This window comes from Variovorax sp. GW821-FHT09D05, from assembly GCF_059416325.1.
Genome location: NZ_JBWKOZ010000005.1, coordinates 148,616 through 166,036, shown reverse-complemented (window position 1 = coordinate 166,036; position 17,421 = coordinate 148,616). Strand labels below are relative to the sequence as shown.

The following is a 17,421-nucleotide window of genomic DNA, read 5'->3' as shown; positions in this document are numbered from 1 at the left end:
AAGCCTGGGAGCGAGCCTTTATTTACTGCAGTGCTTGCACGCCAGCCACCAGCCAGCCGCTGTTGCCGCTGGTCGGCTTGGTCATGTTCCACACTTCGCGGAACGGACCCGGGCCGGCCGAGGCGTCTTCGCGAATCATGCCGGAGAACTCCACGCTGGCCATGTAGGCGTCGGGCAGCTCTTCGATGCCCAGCAGCTTGGCGTCGAGCATCACGACTTCGGTCTTGTTCGAGGCACCGCCGGTGTGGCTGGCCCGGTCGGCCAGCTGGGCACGGATCTCGTCGACCATGCCGTCGGTCATCATCGAACGCAGCATCGACACGTCGGCGCGGTCCCATGCGTCCTGCAGCGTCACGAAGTTGCGCTTGGCTGCGCCGAGGAAGCCGTCGATGTCGAAGCCCGCGGGAATGCCCCAGGACTGCGAACCGGCGAGTGCCGAGCCGATCATGCTGCCACCGGCCGCGGCGCCCGCTGCCGAGAGGCTGCTGCCGTGAGGGGCTTCGTTTGCAGGCGTGGCGTCGAAGGCCGCTGCATTGCGCTCCCACGGACGTGCCGAGGCGTCGTTACCCACGTTGGCCGGGCTGTACTGCACCGGTGCGCTGGCATTGGCGGGGCTGCCGCCTGCGCCCTGGAACGCGAAGCCGCCCTGGCGATTGCCGGCAGGTTGCGAGCGCGACTTGATCATGCGCCACACCACCACGCCGGCCAGCACGAGCAGGCCGATCAGCAGGATGTTGCCGAAGCCGGCACCGAGGCCGAGCGAGCTTGCGAGCCATGCGAGGCCAAGGCCAGCGGCCAGACCGCCGAGCATCGCGCCCCACGGACGTTTCGGTGCAGCGGCGGCGGGTGCGGGCGTTGCGGGCTTCGCCGCCGCCGCGTTGGTCGCACTCTGCTGCGAAGGCGCGCTGGGCGATGCGGACTCGCGCTGCGTCACGTTGGACGACTGGCGCCCCACCGACTTGCCACCGCCCATGCGGGCAGCCTCGGCCTGGACACTGACCAGCACCAATGCAGCTGCCAAAAACAAAGAACCCAAACTTTTCATGTCGTCTCCTCTTGAGCGAAAGATTCGCTTGATCAACACTTTCAACACTTGATTCCAACATGCAGGGCGGCGATGCCACCCGTCATGTTGTGATAGTCCACATGTCCGAAACCGCCCTCTTTCATGAGGGTCTTGAGCTCCTCTTGCGAGGGGTGCATCCGGATCGATTCGGCGAGATAGCGATAGCTCGCGTCGTCGCCGGCCACGAGCTTGCCCAGGCGGGGCAGCACGTTGAAGGAGTACCAGTCGTAGGCCTTTGCGAGCGGCTTCGCGACCTTCGAGAATTCGAGCACCAGCAACTTGCCGCGCGGCTTGATCACGCGGTTCATTTCCTTGAGCGCGATGTCCTTGTGCGTCATGTTGCGCAGGCCGAAGGCCACCGTGACAACGTCGAAGTGGTTGTCAGGAAAAGGCAGCTTCTCGGCGTCGCAGACCATGGTGGGCAGCACCACGCCGGCATCGAGCAGGCGGTCGCGACCAGTGCGCAGCATGGCCTCGTTGATGTCGGTGTGAACCACTTGCCCGCTGGCGCCGACCTTCTTTGCGAAGGCCAGCGCGAGGTCGCCGGTGCCGCCCGCGATGTCGAGCACGCGCGAGCCTTCGCCCACGTTCGCGACCATCACGGTGTACGCCTTCCAGGCGCGGTGCAGGCCGGCCGACATCAGGTCGTTCATGACGTCGTAGCGCGAGGCAACTGAATCGAAGACACCGCGAACGCGGCGGGCCTTCTCGCTTTCGTCGACTGTTTCGAAGCCGAAGTGTGTGGTACTCATGCAACCGATGTTAGGCCGGAAGCCTTCACATCAAGCCGACGACCCCGCGCGCACGGCGGGCATTTGTTGCTTTTTTCGTCCCGCCCTTCCTGGGGGTAGGGCTATCTTTTCAATAGCGCGGCGCGGATTTTCAGGCGAATTCGCGCGCTCAATGGCTGCCGCAGGCGTGGCCGCTCTTGTCGATCATCGGCGTGTCGCGGTCGACGCCAGCCTCGAGCAGGCGGCGCTCGTAGGTGGCCCACAGCTCGGCCTGCTTCTCGCCCAGTTCGTAGAGCAGGTCCCACGAGTAGATGCCCGTGTTGTGGCCGTCGCTGAAGGTCGGCTGCACGGCGTAGTTGCCGACCGCTTCGAGGTCGACGAGTTCGACCTCGCGCTTGCCCGTCTGCAGGATTTCCTGGCCCGGGCCGTGGCCCTGCACCTCGGCCGACGGCGAGTAGATGCGCATCAGCTCGAAAGGGATTCGAAAGGTCGCGCCATCGGAGAAGCCCACTTCGAGCACGCGCGACTGGCCGTGCACGGTGATCGATTGCGGCGTCGGTGCGCCCGGTTTCAAGCCTGCCATCAGAAACTCCTGTTGCCCAAGCGTTCGATCATCGCAGCCTCGAGGGCTGGCAGGCGCGCGGCGATATCCGCTTCCTGCGCCGCATTGCGTTCGCGCTGCACCGGCGCCCACACCGAGCCCGGGAAATGGCTGTCGTCTGCGAAGCGCGCGATCACGTGCCAGTGCAGATGCGCCACCATGTTGCCAAGCGCGGCGAGATTGATTTTCGTTGGCTTCAGGTGCTCGCGCAGGCACTGCTCGACGACCGCCACTGCTTCCATGCACAGCGTGCGATTTGCGGCATCAAGGTCGGAAAACTCCGCCGCATGGTCACGCCACACCACGCGATAGAAAGCCGGAAAGCCGGCCTCTTCCGCATGGATGACGCGCAGCTTCGCGCCCTCGAACACGAGGCGGCCACCCGGCCCCTCGCACAGCACGCAGCCCTGTACCCTCGTCACACCAGCACCCGCTCGATCCCGCCCTGATTGGCTGCGGCAACATAGGTCGGCATCCAGTCGGCACCGAGGATCTTGTTGGCCATCTCGACCACGATGTAGTCGGCTTCGAGCAGGCCGTTGTTCAGGTCGTTGCCGTAGCGCGAGAGGCCTTGCAGGCAGCTCGGGCAACTGGTGAGGATCTTCACGTTGTCCTGTGCGCCGACCTTGCCGGAGTCGCGCAGCGCGGCTTCACCCTTCTTCAGCTCTTCTTCCTTGCGGAAGCGGATCTGCGTCGAGATGTCGGGCCGCGACACGCCCAGCGTGCCCGATTCGCCGCAGCAGCGGTCGTTCTTGAGCACGTTGTCGCCGACCAGCGCCTTCACGGTCTTCATCGGGTCCTGCAGCTTCATCGGCGAATGGCAGGGATCGTGGTACAGGTAGCCGCCACCGCCCGCATCGGCAAGCGTGATGCCCTTTTCGAGCAGGTACTCGTGGATGTCGATGATCCGGCAGCCCGGGAAGATCTTGTCGAACTGGTAGCCCTGCAGCTGGTCGTAGCAGGTACCGCAGCTCACCACCACCGTCTTGATGTCGAGATAGTTGAGCGTGTTGGCCACACGGTGGAAGAGCACGCGGTTGTCCGTGATCATCTTCTCGGCTTTGTCGAACTGGCCGCTGCCGCGTTGCGGATAGCCGCAGCACAGGTAACCCGGCGGCAGCACGGTTTGCACGCCCGCATGCCAGAGCATCGCCTGCGTGGCGAGGCCGACCTGAGAGAACAAGCGCTCCGAACCGCAGCCCGGAAAGTAGAAGACGGCCTCTGTCTCGGAGGTGGTCGCCTTCGGGTTGCGGATGATCGGCACGTAGTCGGCATCCTCGATGTCGAGCAGTGCACGCGCCGTTTTCTTCGGCAGGTTGCCCGGCATCTTCTTGTTGATGAAGTGGATCACCTGCTCCTTGATCGGCGCCGGGCCGAGCGTGGCTGGCGGTGCCGCCGTCTGTTTCTTCGCGAGGCCGCGCAGCAGGTCGTTGGCCATGCGCTGCGCCTTGAAGCCGATGCCCACCATGCCCGCGCGCACCGCCTTGATGGTCTGCGGATTGGTGGCGTTCAGGAAGAACATCGCAGCAGCGTTGCCAGGACGGAAGCTCTTCTGGCCCATCTTGCGCAGCAGGTTGCGCATGTTCATCGACACGTCGCCGAAGTCGATCTTCACGGGGCACGGCGTGAGGCACTTGTGGCACACGGTGCAGTGGTCGGCCACGTCCTCGAACTCTTCCCAGTGCTTGATGCTGATGCCGCGCCTCGTCTGCTCTTCGTAGAGGAAGGCCTCCACCAGCAGCGAGGTCGCGAGGATCTTGTTGCGCGGGCTGTACAGCAGGTTGGCACGCGGCACGTGCGTGGCGCACACAGGCTTGCACTTGCCGCAGCGCAGGCAGTCCTTCACGCTGTCGGCAATGGCGCCGATGTCGCTCTGCTGCATGATCAGCGACTCATGGCCCATGAGGCCGAAGCTCGGCGTGTAGGCGTTGGTCAGGTCGGCGTGCAGCGTCTGCGCCTCGCCGGCAGGCGCGCGCAGCAGCTTGCCCTTGTTGAAGCGGCCTTCGGGGTCGACCTTGGCCTTGTATTCGGTGAACGGGCGCAGCTCTTCGTCGCTCAGGAATTCGAGCTTGGTGATGCCGATGCCGTGCTCGCCCGAGATCACGCCGTCGAGGCTGCGCGCCAGCGCCATGATGCGCACCACCGCGGCATGCGCGGTCTGCAGCATGTCGTAGTTGTCGCTGTTGACGGGGATGTTGGTGTGCACATTGCCGTCGCCCGCGTGCATGTGCAGCGCGACCCACACGCGGCCCTTGAGCACTCGCTTGTGGATGGCCGTGCACTCGGCCAGGATCGGCGCGAACTCGGCGCCCGAGAAAATCTCCTGCAGCGGCTGGCGCAGCTGCGTCTTCCAGCTCGCACGCAGGCTGTGGTCCTGCAGTTGCGGGAACAGCGCATCGACGTTCTGCAGCCAGCCAGCCCAGAGCGTACGCACTTCCTGCACCAGCGCCACGGCCTGTGCCACGCGGTCTTCGAGCAGCTCGGCCGCCGGAATCTCGTGCGCATCGTCGGTCTTGCCCAGCGGCAGGTTGCCGCGCATGAGAAAGGCTTCGAGCTCGTCGGTGAGCGCGAGCTTGTTCTGCAGCGACAGCTCGATGTTGATGCGCTCGATGCCGTCGCTGTACTCGGCCATGCGCGGCAGCGGAATCACCACGTCTTCGTTGATCTTGAAGGCGTTGGTGTGCTTGCTGATGGCGGCCGTGCGCTTGCGGTCGAGCCAGAACTTCTTGCGCGCCTCGGGGCTGATGGCGATGAAGCCTTCGCCGCTGCGCGAGTTGGCGATCCGCACCACCTCGGAGGTGACACGGGCCACCGCATCGGCGTCGTCGCCGGCGATGTCGCCAAACAGCACCATCTTCGGCAGGCCGCCGTGCTTCTTCGACTTGGTGGCGTAGCCCACCGCCTTGAGGTAGCGGTCGTCCAGGTGTTCGAGGCCGGCCAGCAGCACGCCAGAGCGCTTCTGCTCGGCGAACATGAAGTCCTTGATCTCGACGATGCTGGGCACTGCGTCCTTGGCATTGCCGAAGAATTCGAGGCACACGGTGCGCGTGTGCGAGGGCATCTTGTGCACCACCCAGCGGCAGCTGGTGATGAGGCCATCGCAGCCTTCCTTCTGGATGCCCGGCAGGCCCGAGAGGAACTTGTCGGTCACGTCCTTGCCCAGGCCTTCCTTGCGGAAGGTGCGGCCAGGGATGTCGAGGCGCTCGGTGCGCAGCTTGGTCTTGCCGTCGGCCGCGTAGTACTGCAGCTCGAACACGGCGCTCTCGGCGTCGTGGATCTTGCCGAGGTTGTGGCCGATGCGCGTGACTTCGAGCCATTCGGCCTGCGGCGTGACCATGCGCCACGAGGCGAGGTTGTCGAGCGCCGTGCCCCAGAGCACGGCCTTCTTGCCGCCGGCGTTCATGGCGACGTTGCCGCCGACGCACGAAGCCTCGGCCGACGTCGGATCGACCGCGAACACGAAGCCCGAGCGCTCGGCCGCATCGGCCACGCGCTGGGTTACCACTCCGGCTTCGGTCCAGATGGTGGGCACGGGGTCGGCCAGGCCGGGCAGCGAGACGTGCTCGACCTCGGTCATCGCCTCGAGCTTCTCGGTGTTGATGACGACGCTGTTCCAGGTCAGTGGGATGGCGCCGCCGGTGTAGCCGGTGCCGCCTCCGCGCGGAATGATGGTCAGGCCCAGCTCGATGCAGCCTTTCACCAGCAGCGCCATCTCGACCTCGGTGTCGGGGCACAGCACGACGAAGGGGTATTCCACGCGCCAGTCGGTGGCGTCGGTGACGTGCGACACGCGCGACAGCCCGTCGAACTTGATGTTGTCCTTGGCCGTGAGCCGGCCCAGCACGCGCGTGGCCTTGCGGCGCAGGGCGGCAACGTCGCGGAACTTGGTGTCGAAGGCGGCTACCGCCTCGCCCACGAGGCCGGTGAGTTCGCCCACGAGCTGGTCGCGCGGCAGGTCGCTGTCGGGGGTGCGGCGCTTTTGCACCTCGGTCAGGCGGTGCCTGAGAGCATCGACCAGCTGGCCGCGGCGGCGCGGATTGTCGAGCAGGTCGTCGACGAGGTACGGATTGCGCTGCACCACCCAGATGTCGCCGAGCACTTCATAGAGCATGCGGGCCGATCGGCCGGTGCGGCGCTCGGCGCGCAAGGTCTGGAGCAGTTCCCAGCCGCGTTCGCCCAGCAGGCGAATCACGATCTCGCGATCGGAGAAGCTGGTGTAGTTGTACGGGATCTCGCGCAGTCGGACAGGCTCTGCGGCCTGTGCCAACAGCGTGTTCAACGCAGTCGGAGCATTCATCGGGTGGGGCGCCTCGGCCGGGCGCTGCGCGCCCATAGCCGGGCTGGGGATTTTAGGGCAGCGCCTGGGGACTTGCCTCGTGACGGTTGCTACGGCCTTGTGCTAAGCATGGCTCCCGGAGGGCTCCCCGCCCCTTCTCAAGGAAACTCAGAACAGCACGCGGCTGCGAATCGTCCCGCCCACCTTCGCCAGTTTCTCCAGCGCCAGGTCCGAGGATGCCGCGTCGATGTCCATCACCACATAGCCGATCTTCTCGTTCGTCTGCAGGAACTGCGAGGAGATGTTGATCTGGTTGTCCGAAAAGATCTTGTTGATCTCGGACAGCACCCCAGGCACGTTCCGGTGGACGTGCAGCAGCCGGTGCTTGCCAGGGTGCGCAGGCAGCGCCACTTCAGGGAAGTTGACGGAAGACGTCGAAGTGCCGTTGTCGCTGTACTTGACCAGCTTTTCCGCCACTTCCAGCCCGATGTTGGCCTGCGCCTCCATCGTCGAGCCGCCGATGTGCGGCGTGAGGATCACGTTGTCGAGGCCCCGCAGCGGCGACTGGAACTCGTCCTTGTTGCTGCGCGGCTCCACCGGGAACACGTCGATGGCGGCGCCCAGCAGCTTTTTCGCCTTCAGGGCCTCGGCCAGCGAGTCGATCTCGACCACCGTGCCGCGCGAGGCATTGATCAGGATGGCGCCGGGCTTCATGGCCGCGATCTCGGCCGCGCCGATCATCCATTGCGTGGCCTGCGTCTCGGGCACGTGCAGCGTCACGATGTCGCTCTGGGCCAGCAACTGGTGCAGCTCGCGCACCTGGCGCGCATTGCCCAGCGGCAGCTTGGTGACCACGTCGAAGAAGGCCACGTGCATGCCCAGCGCCTCGGCCAGCACCGACAGTTGCGCGCCGATGGAGCCGTAGCCCACGATGCCCAGCGTCTTGCCGCGGATTTCAAACGCGTTGTCGGCCGACTTGAGCCAGCCGCCGCGGTGCGCCACCGCACTCTTCTCGGGCACGCCGCGCAGCAGCAGGATGGCTTCGGCCAGCACCAGTTCGGCCACCGAGCGGGTGTTGGAATACGGGGCATTGAACACCGCCACGCCGTGCTCGCGGGCAGCTTCGAGGTCGACCTGGTTGGTGCCGATGCAAAAGCACCCGGCGGCCACCAGCTTGTGGGCGGCGGCGAACACCTCGGCCGTCAGCTGGGTGCGCGAGCGGATACCCAGGAAATGCACGTCGGCGATCTTCGCCTTGAGCTCGGCGTCGGGCAGCGCGCCCGGCAGCGACTCGATGTTGGTGTAGCCGGCGGCGCGCAGCACCTCCACGGCCGAGGGGTGAATGCCTTCGAGCAAGAGGAACTTGATCCTGCTTTTGTCGAGGGAGGTTTTGCTGCTCATGGCGCTCTCGCAGAAGTCCCGGCCGTGGCGACAGGCTAGGCCAAAAAAGGGAGGGCGATGCTAGCATGGTGCGGCGCAGCAAGCAGGGCCGCAGCCCGCGCCGGGCCTGATGCAAACAGGGCCAAAGGGGTTTCCCCGATTGGAAGCAACCCGCGCTCCATGCGCCAATGTGACGCGGCTGTGTCATGCACATGCCCTAGCATCCGCGCTTTCCATTTTTCCCTTCAGGAGTCTTCATGCGATTCAAGACGCTTGCGCTGGCATCGGCGTTGGCCGCCACGCTGTTCAACGTGGCACAGGCCCAGACCGAGATCCAGTGGTGGCATTCCATGACCGCCGTCAACAACGAGTGGGTCAACGATCTGGCCAAGCAGTTCAACGAGAGCCAGAAGGAATACAAGGTCATCCCGACCTTCAAGGGCACGTACGACGAATCGATGACGGCTTCCATCGCGGCCTTCCGCGCCGGCAACGCACCGCACATCCTGCAGGTGTTCGAAGTGGGCACCGCCACCATGATGGCCAGCAAGGGCGCCATCGTGCCGGTCGGCCAGGTCATGAAGGACGCGGGCGAGAAGTTCGACCCGGCCGCCTACATCCCTGCCGTGGCCGGCTACTACACCGCCCCCAATGGCCAGATGCTGAGCTTCCCGTTCAACAGCTCGACCACCATCTTCTATTTCAACAAGGACGCCTTCAAGGCTGCCGGCCTGCCCACCGACAAGGCGCCGTCGACCTGGCCCGAGGTGGTTGCCGCCGCCGCCAAGCTCAAGGCCAGCGGCCACAAGTGCCCGTTCACCACGGCCTGGCAGAACTGGACGCAGGTGGAGAGCTTCTCGGCCTGGCACAACGTGGAATTCGCCAGCAAGGCCAACGGCCTGCAGGGCCTGGACGCGCGCCTTAAGGTGAACTCGCCGCTGCACCAGCGCCACATCGAGAACCTGGCCAGCATGGCCAAGCAGGGCCTGTTCATCTACAAGGGCCGCGGCAACGTGCCCGAGGCCTCGTTCGTATCGGGCGAGTGCGCCATGATCAACACCTCTTCGGGCTTCTACGGCAACGTGGCAAAGAACGCCAAGTTCGCCTACGGCCTGGCGCCCCTGCCCTACTACCCGGACGTGCCGGGCGCACCGCAGAACACCGTGATCGGCGGCGCCAGCCTGTGGGTCATGTCGGGCAAGAAGCCGGCCGAATACAAGGGCGTGGCCAAGTTCTTCAGCTTCATCTCGACGCCTGAAGTGCAGTCCGCCAGCCACAAGCGCACGGGCTACCTGCCCGTGACCACCGCTTCGTACAAGCTCACCGAAGAGTCGGGCTTCTACAAGCAGAACCCCGGCACCGACGTGGCCGTGACGCAGATGATCCGCAAGGTCACCGACAAGAGCCGCGGCATCCGCCTGGGTAACTACGTGCAGATCCGCGCCATCGAAGACGAAGAGCTCGAACAAGTCTGGAACGGCAAGAAGACGGCCAAGGAAGCCCTCGACGCCATCGTGACCCGCGGCAACGAGCAGCTGGAACGCTTCCAGAAGGCAAACAAGAGCTGACGATTGACGACCGGGCCCCTCGTGTCCGGCTAATATCGCCCGCCCCCGCTCACTCTTCTACAAGAGTGGGCGCGGCGGGATTTTTTACGTAGAGGGTTCATGGAAAAACGCGTCTTCTTTCGCTCGGGCTGGCTGCCCTGGCTGCTGCTGGCACCCCAGATGGCGGTGATCCTCGTGTTTTTCTTCTGGCCGGCGGGGCAGGCCATCCTGCAATCGCTGCAGCAGCAGGATGCGTTCGGCACATCGGTCGAGTTCGTCGGGCTGCAGAACTTCAAGGAGCTGTTCCACGACCCGGCCTACGCCGAGTCGTTCAAGACCACCGCCGTTTTCTCGGTGCTGGTGGCCGGCATCGGGATCAGCCTGTCGCTGGCGCTCGCCGTGTTCGCCGACCGCATCGTTCGCGGCGGCATGTTCTACAAGACCATGCTGATCCTGCCGTACGCGGTGGCACCCGCCGTGGCGGCCGTGCTGTGGGTCTTCATGTTCTCGCCGTCGCTGGGCGTGGTGGCCTATGCACTCGGCAAGATCGGCATCGACTGGAACCATCTGCTCAATTCGCGGCACGCAATGACGCTGATCGTGATGGCGGCTGTGTGGAAGCAGATTTCCTACAACTTCCTGTTCTTCCTGGCCGGCCTGCAGTCCATTCCGAAATCGCTGATCGAGGCCGCAGCCATCGATGGCGCGCGCCCGTGGCGCCGGTTCTGGACCGTGCAGTTCCCGCTGCTGTCGCCCACCACGTTCTTCCTGCTGGTGATGAACGTGGTCTACGCCTTCTTCGACACCTTCGCCATCGTCCACGCTGCCACCGAGGGCGGCCCCGGCAAGGACACCGAAATCCTCGTCTACAAGGTCTATCACGACGGCTTCAAGGCACTGGACCTTGGCGGCTCGGCCGCACAGTCGGTGGTGCTGATGGTGATCGTCATCGCGCTGACCATCGTGCAGTTCCGCTACGTCGAAAAGAAGGTGCAGTACTGACATGGTTGAAAAACGAAGCACCCAGGGCATCCTGGCCCACGTGGTGATGATCCTGGGAGTCATCATCGTCGCCTTCCCCATCTACCTTGCGTTCGTGGCGTCCACCCACACCGCGCAGGAGATCGTGCAGCGGCCCATGCCGCTGCTGCCCGGCAGCCACATGCTGGACAGCTACAAGGCCGCGCTCTTCGGCCGCGCCACCAGCGCCGGATCGAACGCGCCTGTTGCGCACATGATGTGGGTGAGCCTGGTGACGGCCATGGTCATTGCCATCGGCAAGATCTCGATCTCGCTGCTGTCGGCCTTCGCCATCGTCTACTTCCGCTTTCCGTTCAAGAAGATCTGCTTCTGGGCCATCTTCGTGACGCTGATGCTGCCGGTGGAAGTGCGCATCCTGCCCACCTACAAGGTGCTGTCGGACCTGAGCCTGCTGAACTCGTACGCGGGCCTCACGGTGCCGCTGATCGCGTCGGCCACGGCCACCTTCCTGTTCCGCCAGTTCTTCCTGACGGTGCCCGAGGAGCTCACCGAGGCCTCGCGCATGGATGGCGCCGGTCCGATGCGCTTCTTCTTCGATGTGCTGCTGCCGCTGTCGAAGACTTCGATCGCCGCGCTGTTCGTGATCCAGTTCATCTACGGCTGGAACCAGTACCTCTGGCCGCTGCTGGCGGTCACCAACGAAGACATGTACCCCATCGTCGTCGGCATCAAGCGGCTGATTGCCGGCGGCGATGGCCAGAACGAATGGAACGTCGTGATGGCCACCGCCATCCTAGCCATGCTGCCGCCCGCGCTGGTGGTGGTGCTGATGCAAAAGTGGTTCGTCAAGGGCCTCGTGGACACTGAAAAATAAGTTATGGCTGCTCTCTCCCTACGCAACGTCATCAAGCGCTACGGCCACGGGCCGAAAGCCAACCAGGTCATCCACGGCGTGAGCGCCGAGATCGCCGACCATGAATTCATCGTCATCGTCGGCCCCTCGGGCTGCGGCAAGTCCACGCTGCTGCGCATGGTGGCGGGCCTGGAGGAAGTCTCGGCCGGCGAGATCGCCATCGGCAACAAGGTGGTGAACCAGCTCGAACCCTCCGAGCGCGACATCGCCATGGTGTTCCAGAACTACGCGCTGTACCCGCACATGAGCGTGTTCGCAAACATGGCCTATGGCCTGAAGATCGCCAAGGTGCCGGTCGACGAGATCAAGGTGCGCGTCGACAAGGCCGCGAAGATCCTCGAGCTCGGCCACCTGCTGGAACGCAAGCCGCGCGAACTCTCCGGCGGCCAGCGCCAGCGCGTGGCCATGGGCCGCGCCATCGTGCGCCAGCCACAGGTGTTCCTGTTCGACGAGCCGCTGTCGAACCTCGACGCCAAGCTGCGCGCGCAGACGCGCCTTGAAATCCAGAAGCTGCACCGCGAGCTCGGCATCACTTCGCTGTTCGTCACGCACGACCAGGTCGAGGCCATGACGCTGGCGCAACGCATCATCGTGATGAACGGCGGCGTGATGGACCAGTTCGCCACGCCCGAAGAGGTGTACTCGCGCCCCGCCACCACCTTCGTGGCGAGCTTCATCGGCTCTCCTCCGATGAACCTGCTGCGGCACGCGCCGGGCGTGCGCCCGGGCCAGATCCTGGGCATTCGCCCCGAGCACCTGAAGCTCGACGAAAGCGGCTGGACGGTGCAGGTCGAGCAGGTCGAACTGCTGGGCGCCGAGCGCCTGGTGTACGGCCGCATCGGCGACGAGCAGATCATCATGCGCACCGACGAAGGCGACCATCCGCCGGTCGCGGGCGACACCGTGAAGATCGCGGCGCGCGAAGACAAGCTGCACTGGTTCGACGCCGGTTCGGGCAAGCGCGCAGACTGAACGATGGCCTTGTCGACACCCTGGCCGTATCCCCGCTGGGTCGCGCATCGCGGCGCCGGCAAGCTGGCACCCGAAAACACGCTTGCGGCCTTCAAGCTCGGCGCCTCGCACGGCTACCGCATGTTCGAGTGCGACGCCAAGCTCAGCGCCGACGGCGTGGTCTTCCTCATGCACGACGCCACGCTCGGCCGCACTACCAGCGGCCACGGCATCGGCGGCGCGCAGCCCTGGAGCGCGCTGGCGCAGCTCGACGCGGGCGGCTGGCACTCGCGCGCCTACGCGGGCGAGCCGCTGCCCACGCTGGAGAACATCGCACGCTTCTGCCTGGCCAACGGGCACCTGCTCAACATCGAGATCAAGCCGACGCCCGGCGTCGAGCGCGAAACCGGTGAAGTGGTGGCGCGCGAGGCCGCCCGCCTGTGGCAGGGCGCGGCCGTGCCACCGCTGCTCACGTCCTTCCAGGTCGAATCGCTCAAAGGCGCGCAGGCGGTGCAGCCCGAGCTGCCGCGCGGCCTGCTGCTCGACACGCTGTGGAACGGCTGGCTCGAGGCCGCGCAGCAGCTGGACTGCGTGGCCATCGTCTGCAACCACGCGCTGTGGGACGCGGCGGTGGTGGCACAAGTGCACGGCGCAGGCCTGCGCGCACTGAGCTACACGGTGAACGACGAGTGGGCGGCGCAGCGGCTGATCGACCTGGGCACCGACGGCATCATCACCGACAGGGTGGACCTGTTCAGCCCCGCCGGCTGAAGCTGCGCGGCTGAGGCCGCACCTACGCACTTACTTCTTACCGGCCCTTACGAAATGGCGGCTTCTATGATGCGGCCATGAGTTGGACCCTACGCTTCGCGAGCTTCTGCTTCGCAGCCCTGTGCATGTGCGGCGTCGCCTCGGCGCAGCCAGACCTCGGCGGCAACGCCAACAGTGCTGCCGCGGCCGCAGCAGCCCCCGCCCCCACAGTGGCCGAACTGCGCGAGCAGTTCACCAAGCTCAGCACCGCCGCCGAGACCGACGAGGACGCGCGCAAGCTGCTCGCACAGATCAACGACATCGGCACCCAGGCCGACAAGTTCGTCACCGCGCGCACCGGCGAGCTTGCCGATCTGAACGCCCGGCTCGGCGAACTCGGCAGCCCGCCCGCCGCGGGCGCCACCGAAGACCCCGACATCACCCGCCAGCGCGCGCGCCTGACCAAGGAGCGCAACGCACTCGACGCCGACATCCGCCTTGCGCGCCTGTTGTCGGTCGACGTACGGCAGCGCGGCACCGAGCTGGTCACGCAGCGCCGGGCGCTGTTCGAGGCGCAGCTCACCGAGCGCGCGGCCTCGCCGCTGACCGCCGAGTTCTGGAACGACCTGCGCGAGGCCTGGCCCGACGACCAGGCACGGCTGAAGGCGATGGTGTCCTCGGTGAACGACGGCCTGGTGGCCGCGACCCAACCCGAAACGCGCCTGCAGGTGATCGCGGCCCTGATCGGGGCGCTGCTGCTCGCGGTGTTCGGCAACTGGGCGGCCGAAGTCCTGCTCGCCCGGCTGGCCGCGCGCGTCCTGCCGGCGGGGCGGCTGCGGCGTTCGGTGCTGGTGATCGGCATCGTCGCGAGCCATGTGCTGCTCGTGGCCGTGGCCGCGCACGGCTTCGTCGAGGTGCTGAAAGAATTCGCCACCTGGGAGCCGCAGGCGCGCAAGGTACTTAATTCGACGGCCCAGGCGCTGGTGTTCATGGCCTTCGTGATCGGGCTGGGCCGCGGGCTGCTGGCCACGCGCCGGCCCTCGTGGCGCCTGCCGCCGATTCCCGACGCCATGGCCACGCGGCTCGCCGCCCTGCCCTGGCTGGTGGCGCTGGTGGCCGCGCTGGCGTGGACCCCGGCGGAGGTCAACGCGCTGATCGACGCGAGCTTCGCGGCCGTAGTGGCCACGCACGTGCTCACGGCGCTGGTGCTGACGGCGCTGGTCGCCACGGTGCTCTATGTCGTGAAGCCGCTGCGCGCCGATGCGGCCGAGGCCGGCCTGCCCGAGCGGCCGATGTGGGTCGGCCTGCTGGTGGCGCTGATCGGCGCGCTGATGATCGCGATCTGGGTGCTGGTGGCTGTCGGCTACGTGGCGCTGGCGAGCTTTTTGGCCTCGCAGCTCACCTGGAGCGGCATCGTGGCTGCCGCCTTCTACGTGCTGTTCAAGTTCGCGGACGACGTGTTCATGGCCACGGTGTCGTCGCGCGCCGCCTTCGGCCAGCGGCTGCAGAAGAGCTTCAACCTCGCGCCGCAGACGCTGGACCAGGTCGCCACGGTGCTGTCGGCGCTGAGCCGGGTGGCGCTGTTCTTCTACATGTTGATAGCGCTGGCCGCGCCGCTGGGCACGGGGCCGGGCGAGGTGTTCCAGCGCAGCGGCAAGTTCGGCACCGGCGTGAAGGTGGGCGAGTTCCAGCTGGTGCCGGGAGCGATCCTGAGCGCGATCGCGGTGGCGGTGGTGGGCTTCGTGGTGCTGCGAATCTTCAAGCGCTGGCTCGAAAGAGCCTACCTGCCGAACACGAAGTTCGAGCCGGGCATGCAAAGCTCCATCACCACGCTGCTGGGTTACGTGGGCGGCATCCTGGTGGTGGCGTTTGCGCTTTCCGCACTGGGCATCGGCATCGAGCGCATCGCGTGGGTGGCGAGCGCGCTGTCGGTGGGTATCGGCTTCGGCCTGCAGGCGATCGTGCAGAACTTCATCTCGGGGCTGATCCTGCTGGCCGAGCAGCCGGTGAAGGTTGGCGACTGGGTGGTGCTGGGCACGGCCGAGGGCGACGTGCGGCGCATCAACGTGCGCGCCACCGAGATCCAGCTGGGCGACCGCTCGACGCTGATCGTGCCGAACTCGGAGTTCATCACCAAGACCGTGCGCAACATGACGCTGGCCAACGCCGAGGGACGCGTGCTGATCCGCCTGCCGATGCCGTTGACCACCGACGCGCAGCGCGTGCGCGACCTGATCCTCGCGGCCTGCAAGGCGCACGAAGGCGTGCTGGAAACCCCGGCGCCGTCGCTCACGCTCGAGGGCATCGAGAACGGGCTGCTGATCTTCCAGGCGATCGCCTATGTGGCGAGCCCCCGGCTCGCGGGCGGCGTGCGCAGCGACCTGCTGTTCGTAATCCTCGACGAACTGAAGAAGGCCTCGCTGCCGCTGGCTGTGCCGACGATGGTGATGACGGCTACCGCGCCGGAAGCGCTCGCGACGCCCTCCGTGCCTTCGTCGCCCGCCTCGCCGATTCCGGGCATGCCGGGCTGAGGCGCTGTAGCAGTCACTCCAGCGGCAGCGCCGTAGTGAACTTGATCTCGTTGAGGCACACGCTCGAACGCACCGCCGACACGCCGGGCATGTGCATCAGCGTGTGCATCAGGAACTGCGAGAGCGCCTCCAAGTCTTGCGCGACGACCTTGAGCACGTAGTCGAAGTCGCCCGTCACCGAGTAGCACTCCAGGATCTGCTTCAGGTCGGCGATCAGGTCCTGGAACTTGGGCAGCTCGTCGACATGGCCGCGCGCCATGGTCACGTGGATGAAGGCGATCACGCCCAGCCCGATGTGGCGCGCATTCAGCCGCGCCGCGTAGCCGTTGATGAGCCCCAGCTCTTCCAGCCGCCGGTGGCGCCGCAGGCACTGCGCCGGCGAGAGATTGGCCACCTCGGCCAGTTCGAGGTTGGATGCACGGCCATGCACCTGCAGGTGCTCAAGAATCCTCCGGTCGATCCGGTCGAGTTCGATCTCATGCAATTTCTTCTCCCAATGCACCAAATTCATGCAATTTTATGGCGCAAAGCGGGGTAAGCCCGAGCCGTTCATGCACCTTAATTGTGCAAAGTACGATCTAGACTCCGAGGCGCCCGGGACGCATGCCGCGATCCAGGGCCGCTGAATTCCTCGCCACCGGCGCCCGCCGGCGGCTTCAGACGCATCCACACCCCCACCCGGAGACCCTTTCCCGTGAAAAACGCTTTGCTTCGCACACCCTTCAGCGCAGTGGCCCTGGCCCTCGGCATGCTGGCCGCCGCGCCTTCGTTCGCGGCCGACACCAAGTCGGTGGCCGTGACCGCCATCGTCGAGCACCCGGCGCTGGACGCCGTGCGCGACGGCGTGAAGGCCGAGCTGAAGGCGGCCGGCTACGAAGAAGGCAAGAACCTCAAGTTCACTTACCAGAGCGCGCAGGGCAACGTGGGCACCGCAGCCCAGATCGCCCGCAAATACGTGGGCGATGCGCCCGATGCGATCGTCGCCATCGCCACGCCGTCGGCGCAGGCCGTGGTGGCCGCCACCAAGACGATTCCGGTGGTGTATTCGGCAATCACCGACCCGGTGGCCGCCAAGCTGGTGAAAAACTGGGAGCCCTCGGGCACCAATGTGACGGGCGTGTCGGACCTGTCGCCGCTCGAAAAGCACGTCGGCCTCATCAAGCAGGTGGTGCCGAACGCCAAGCGCATCGGCGTGATCTACAGCCCCGGCGAAGCCAACTCGGTGGCCATCGTCGCCTCTTTGAAGAAGGCCGCCGCCGACGCCGGCATGACCGTGGTCGAAGCCGCCGCCGCCCGCACCGTGGACGTGCCTACCGCGGCCCAGAGCCTGGTCGGCAAGGCCGACGTGATCTACACGCCCACCGACAACAACGTGGTCTCGGCCTTCGAAGGCATCGTGAAGGTGGCGCAGCAGGCCAAGTTGCCGGTGGTGGCAGCCGACACGGCCACCGTCGAGCGCGGCGCCGTTGCTGCCCTGGGCCTGAACTACAGCGACATCGGCCGCCAGACCGGCAAGATCGTGGTGCGCATCCTCAAGGGCGAGAAGCCCGGCACGATCGCCTCGCAGACCAGCACCAACTTCGAGCTGGTGGTGAACCCCGGCGCAGCCAAGCTGCAGGGCGTGACGCTGTCCGAATCGCTGCTGAAGACCGCCAAGGTCGTGAGCACGAAGTAAGCACCCGAGTCTTTTTCTC

The 17,421-nt window shown here is 65.9% G+C and carries 14 protein-coding genes; 7 read left to right on the top strand and 7 right to left on the bottom strand.

The window, feature by feature from the left end:
- Positions 1–22: 22 nt before the first annotated feature.
- The 6 genes from AC07O3_RS15070 to serA all read right to left on the bottom strand — a co-directional run bounded on the left by AC07O3_RS15070 (position 23) and on the right by serA (position 8,075).
- Positions 23–1,045 carry a Tim44 domain-containing protein gene (locus tag AC07O3_RS15070; RefSeq protein WP_495339709.1) on the bottom strand — a complete coding sequence of 341 codons (1,023 nt, stop codon included), beginning with the start codon at positions 1,043–1,045 and terminating at the stop codon, positions 23–25.
- 41 nt (positions 1,046–1,086) lie between these two features.
- Positions 1,087–1,818: a bifunctional demethylmenaquinone methyltransferase/2-methoxy-6-polyprenyl-1,4-benzoquinol methylase UbiE gene (gene ubiE, locus AC07O3_RS15065; RefSeq protein WP_093057473.1), complete on the bottom strand. Its 732-nt coding sequence runs from the start codon at positions 1,816–1,818 to the stop codon at positions 1,087–1,089.
- Between the two features lie 148 nt (positions 1,819–1,966).
- Complete coding sequence (locus tag AC07O3_RS15060; RefSeq protein WP_093057472.1) at positions 1,967–2,380, bottom strand: gamma-butyrobetaine hydroxylase family protein; 414 nt, start codon at positions 2,378–2,380, stop codon at positions 1,967–1,969.
- A complete protein-coding gene (locus AC07O3_RS15055) occupies positions 2,380–2,820 on the bottom strand; it encodes an HIT family protein (protein ID WP_093077454.1) in 441 nt (146 codons plus the stop codon). Before AC07O3_RS15055 ends, AC07O3_RS15060 begins: the two co-directional genes overlap by 1 nt.
- The gene (locus tag AC07O3_RS15050) at positions 2,817–6,695 is read right to left on the bottom strand and encodes a DUF3683 domain-containing protein (RefSeq protein ID WP_495339708.1); all 3,879 of its coding nucleotides are present in this window, start codon (positions 6,693–6,695) and stop codon (positions 2,817–2,819) included. The genes AC07O3_RS15055 and AC07O3_RS15050 overlap by 4 nt, the downstream gene beginning before the upstream one ends.
- Positions 6,696–6,842: 147 nt before the next feature.
- Positions 6,843–8,075, bottom strand: a complete 1,233-nt coding sequence (serA, locus tag AC07O3_RS15045; RefSeq protein WP_354337676.1) for a phosphoglycerate dehydrogenase — start codon at positions 8,073–8,075, stop codon at positions 6,843–6,845.
- A 236-nt stretch (positions 8,076–8,311) separates the two neighbouring features.
- On the opposite strand from serA, the gene ugpB reads away from it, so the two are divergent.
- The 6 genes from ugpB to AC07O3_RS15015 all read left to right on the top strand — a co-directional run bounded on the left by ugpB (position 8,312) and on the right by AC07O3_RS15015 (position 15,727).
- Complete coding sequence (ugpB, locus tag AC07O3_RS15040; protein WP_093057469.1) at positions 8,312–9,622, top strand: sn-glycerol-3-phosphate ABC transporter substrate-binding protein UgpB; 1,311 nt, start codon at positions 8,312–8,314, stop codon at positions 9,620–9,622.
- A 99-nt stretch (positions 9,623–9,721) separates the two neighbouring features.
- Positions 9,722–10,603, top strand: a complete 882-nt coding sequence (ugpA, locus tag AC07O3_RS15035) for a sn-glycerol-3-phosphate ABC transporter permease UgpA (RefSeq protein ID WP_093057468.1) — start codon at positions 9,722–9,724, stop codon at positions 10,601–10,603.
- Position 10,604: 1 nt separating this feature from the next.
- The gene (gene ugpE / locus AC07O3_RS15030; RefSeq protein WP_093057467.1) at positions 10,605–11,456 is read left to right on the top strand and encodes a sn-glycerol-3-phosphate ABC transporter permease UgpE; all 852 of its coding nucleotides are present in this window, start codon (positions 10,605–10,607) and stop codon (positions 11,454–11,456) included.
- A gap of 3 nt (positions 11,457–11,459) precedes the next feature.
- Complete coding sequence (gene ugpC, locus AC07O3_RS15025; RefSeq protein ID WP_093057466.1) at positions 11,460–12,467, top strand: sn-glycerol-3-phosphate ABC transporter ATP-binding protein UgpC; 1,008 nt, start codon at positions 11,460–11,462, stop codon at positions 12,465–12,467.
- Between the two features lie 3 nt (positions 12,468–12,470).
- Positions 12,471–13,217, top strand: coding sequence for a glycerophosphodiester phosphodiesterase (gene ugpQ / locus AC07O3_RS15020; RefSeq protein ID WP_093077459.1), 747 nt, complete (start codon positions 12,471–12,473; stop codon positions 13,215–13,217).
- A gap of 77 nt (positions 13,218–13,294) precedes the next feature.
- Complete coding sequence (locus AC07O3_RS15015; protein WP_495339707.1) at positions 13,295–15,727, top strand: DUF3772 domain-containing protein; 2,433 nt, start codon at positions 13,295–13,297, stop codon at positions 15,725–15,727.
- 13 nt (positions 15,728–15,740) lie between these two features.
- Here the strand turns inward: AC07O3_RS15015 and AC07O3_RS15010 are convergent, their stop codons facing one another.
- On the bottom strand, positions 15,741–16,211 hold the full coding sequence (locus tag AC07O3_RS15010) for an Lrp/AsnC family transcriptional regulator (RefSeq protein ID WP_495339876.1): 471 nt from the start codon (positions 16,209–16,211) through the stop codon (positions 15,741–15,743).
- A 264-nt stretch (positions 16,212–16,475) separates the two neighbouring features.
- Between AC07O3_RS15010 and AC07O3_RS15005 the strand changes: the two genes are divergently transcribed.
- On the top strand, positions 16,476–17,402 hold the full coding sequence (locus AC07O3_RS15005) for an ABC transporter substrate-binding protein (RefSeq protein WP_093057501.1): 927 nt from the start codon (positions 16,476–16,478) through the stop codon (positions 17,400–17,402).
- Positions 17,403–17,421 lie beyond the last annotated feature (19 nt).

Excerpts from the sequence above, each read along its gene's own strand:
- AC07O3_RS15060 (WP_093057472.1), bottom strand. The coding sequence starts at position 2,380 with ATGGCAGGCTTGAAACCGGGCGCACCGACGCCGCAATCGATCACCGTG.
- ugpB (WP_093057469.1), top strand. The coding sequence starts at position 8,312 with ATGCGATTCAAGACGCTTGCGCTGGCATCGGCGTTGGCCGCCACGCTG.
- ugpA (WP_093057468.1), top strand. The coding sequence starts at position 9,722 with ATGGAAAAACGCGTCTTCTTTCGCTCGGGCTGGCTGCCCTGGCTGCTG.
- AC07O3_RS15070 (WP_495339709.1), bottom strand. The coding sequence starts at position 1,045 with ATGAAAAGTTTGGGTTCTTTGTTTTTGGCAGCTGCATTGGTGCTGGTC.
- AC07O3_RS15015 (WP_495339707.1), top strand. The coding sequence starts at position 13,295 with ATGAGTTGGACCCTACGCTTCGCGAGCTTCTGCTTCGCAGCCCTGTGC.
- ugpQ (WP_093077459.1), top strand. The coding sequence starts at position 12,471 with ATGGCCTTGTCGACACCCTGGCCGTATCCCCGCTGGGTCGCGCATCGC.
- ugpC (WP_093057466.1), top strand. The coding sequence starts at position 11,460 with ATGGCTGCTCTCTCCCTACGCAACGTCATCAAGCGCTACGGCCACGGG.
- AC07O3_RS15005 (WP_093057501.1), top strand. The coding sequence starts at position 16,476 with ATGCTGGCCGCCGCGCCTTCGTTCGCGGCCGACACCAAGTCGGTGGCC.
- ugpE (WP_093057467.1), top strand. The coding sequence starts at position 10,605 with ATGGTTGAAAAACGAAGCACCCAGGGCATCCTGGCCCACGTGGTGATG.
- AC07O3_RS15050 (WP_495339708.1), bottom strand. The coding sequence starts at position 6,695 with ATGAATGCTCCGACTGCGTTGAACACGCTGTTGGCACAGGCCGCAGAG.
- ubiE (WP_093057473.1), bottom strand. The coding sequence starts at position 1,818 with ATGAGTACCACACACTTCGGCTTCGAAACAGTCGACGAAAGCGAGAAG.
- serA (WP_354337676.1), bottom strand. The coding sequence starts at position 8,075 with ATGAGCAGCAAAACCTCCCTCGACAAAAGCAGGATCAAGTTCCTCTTG.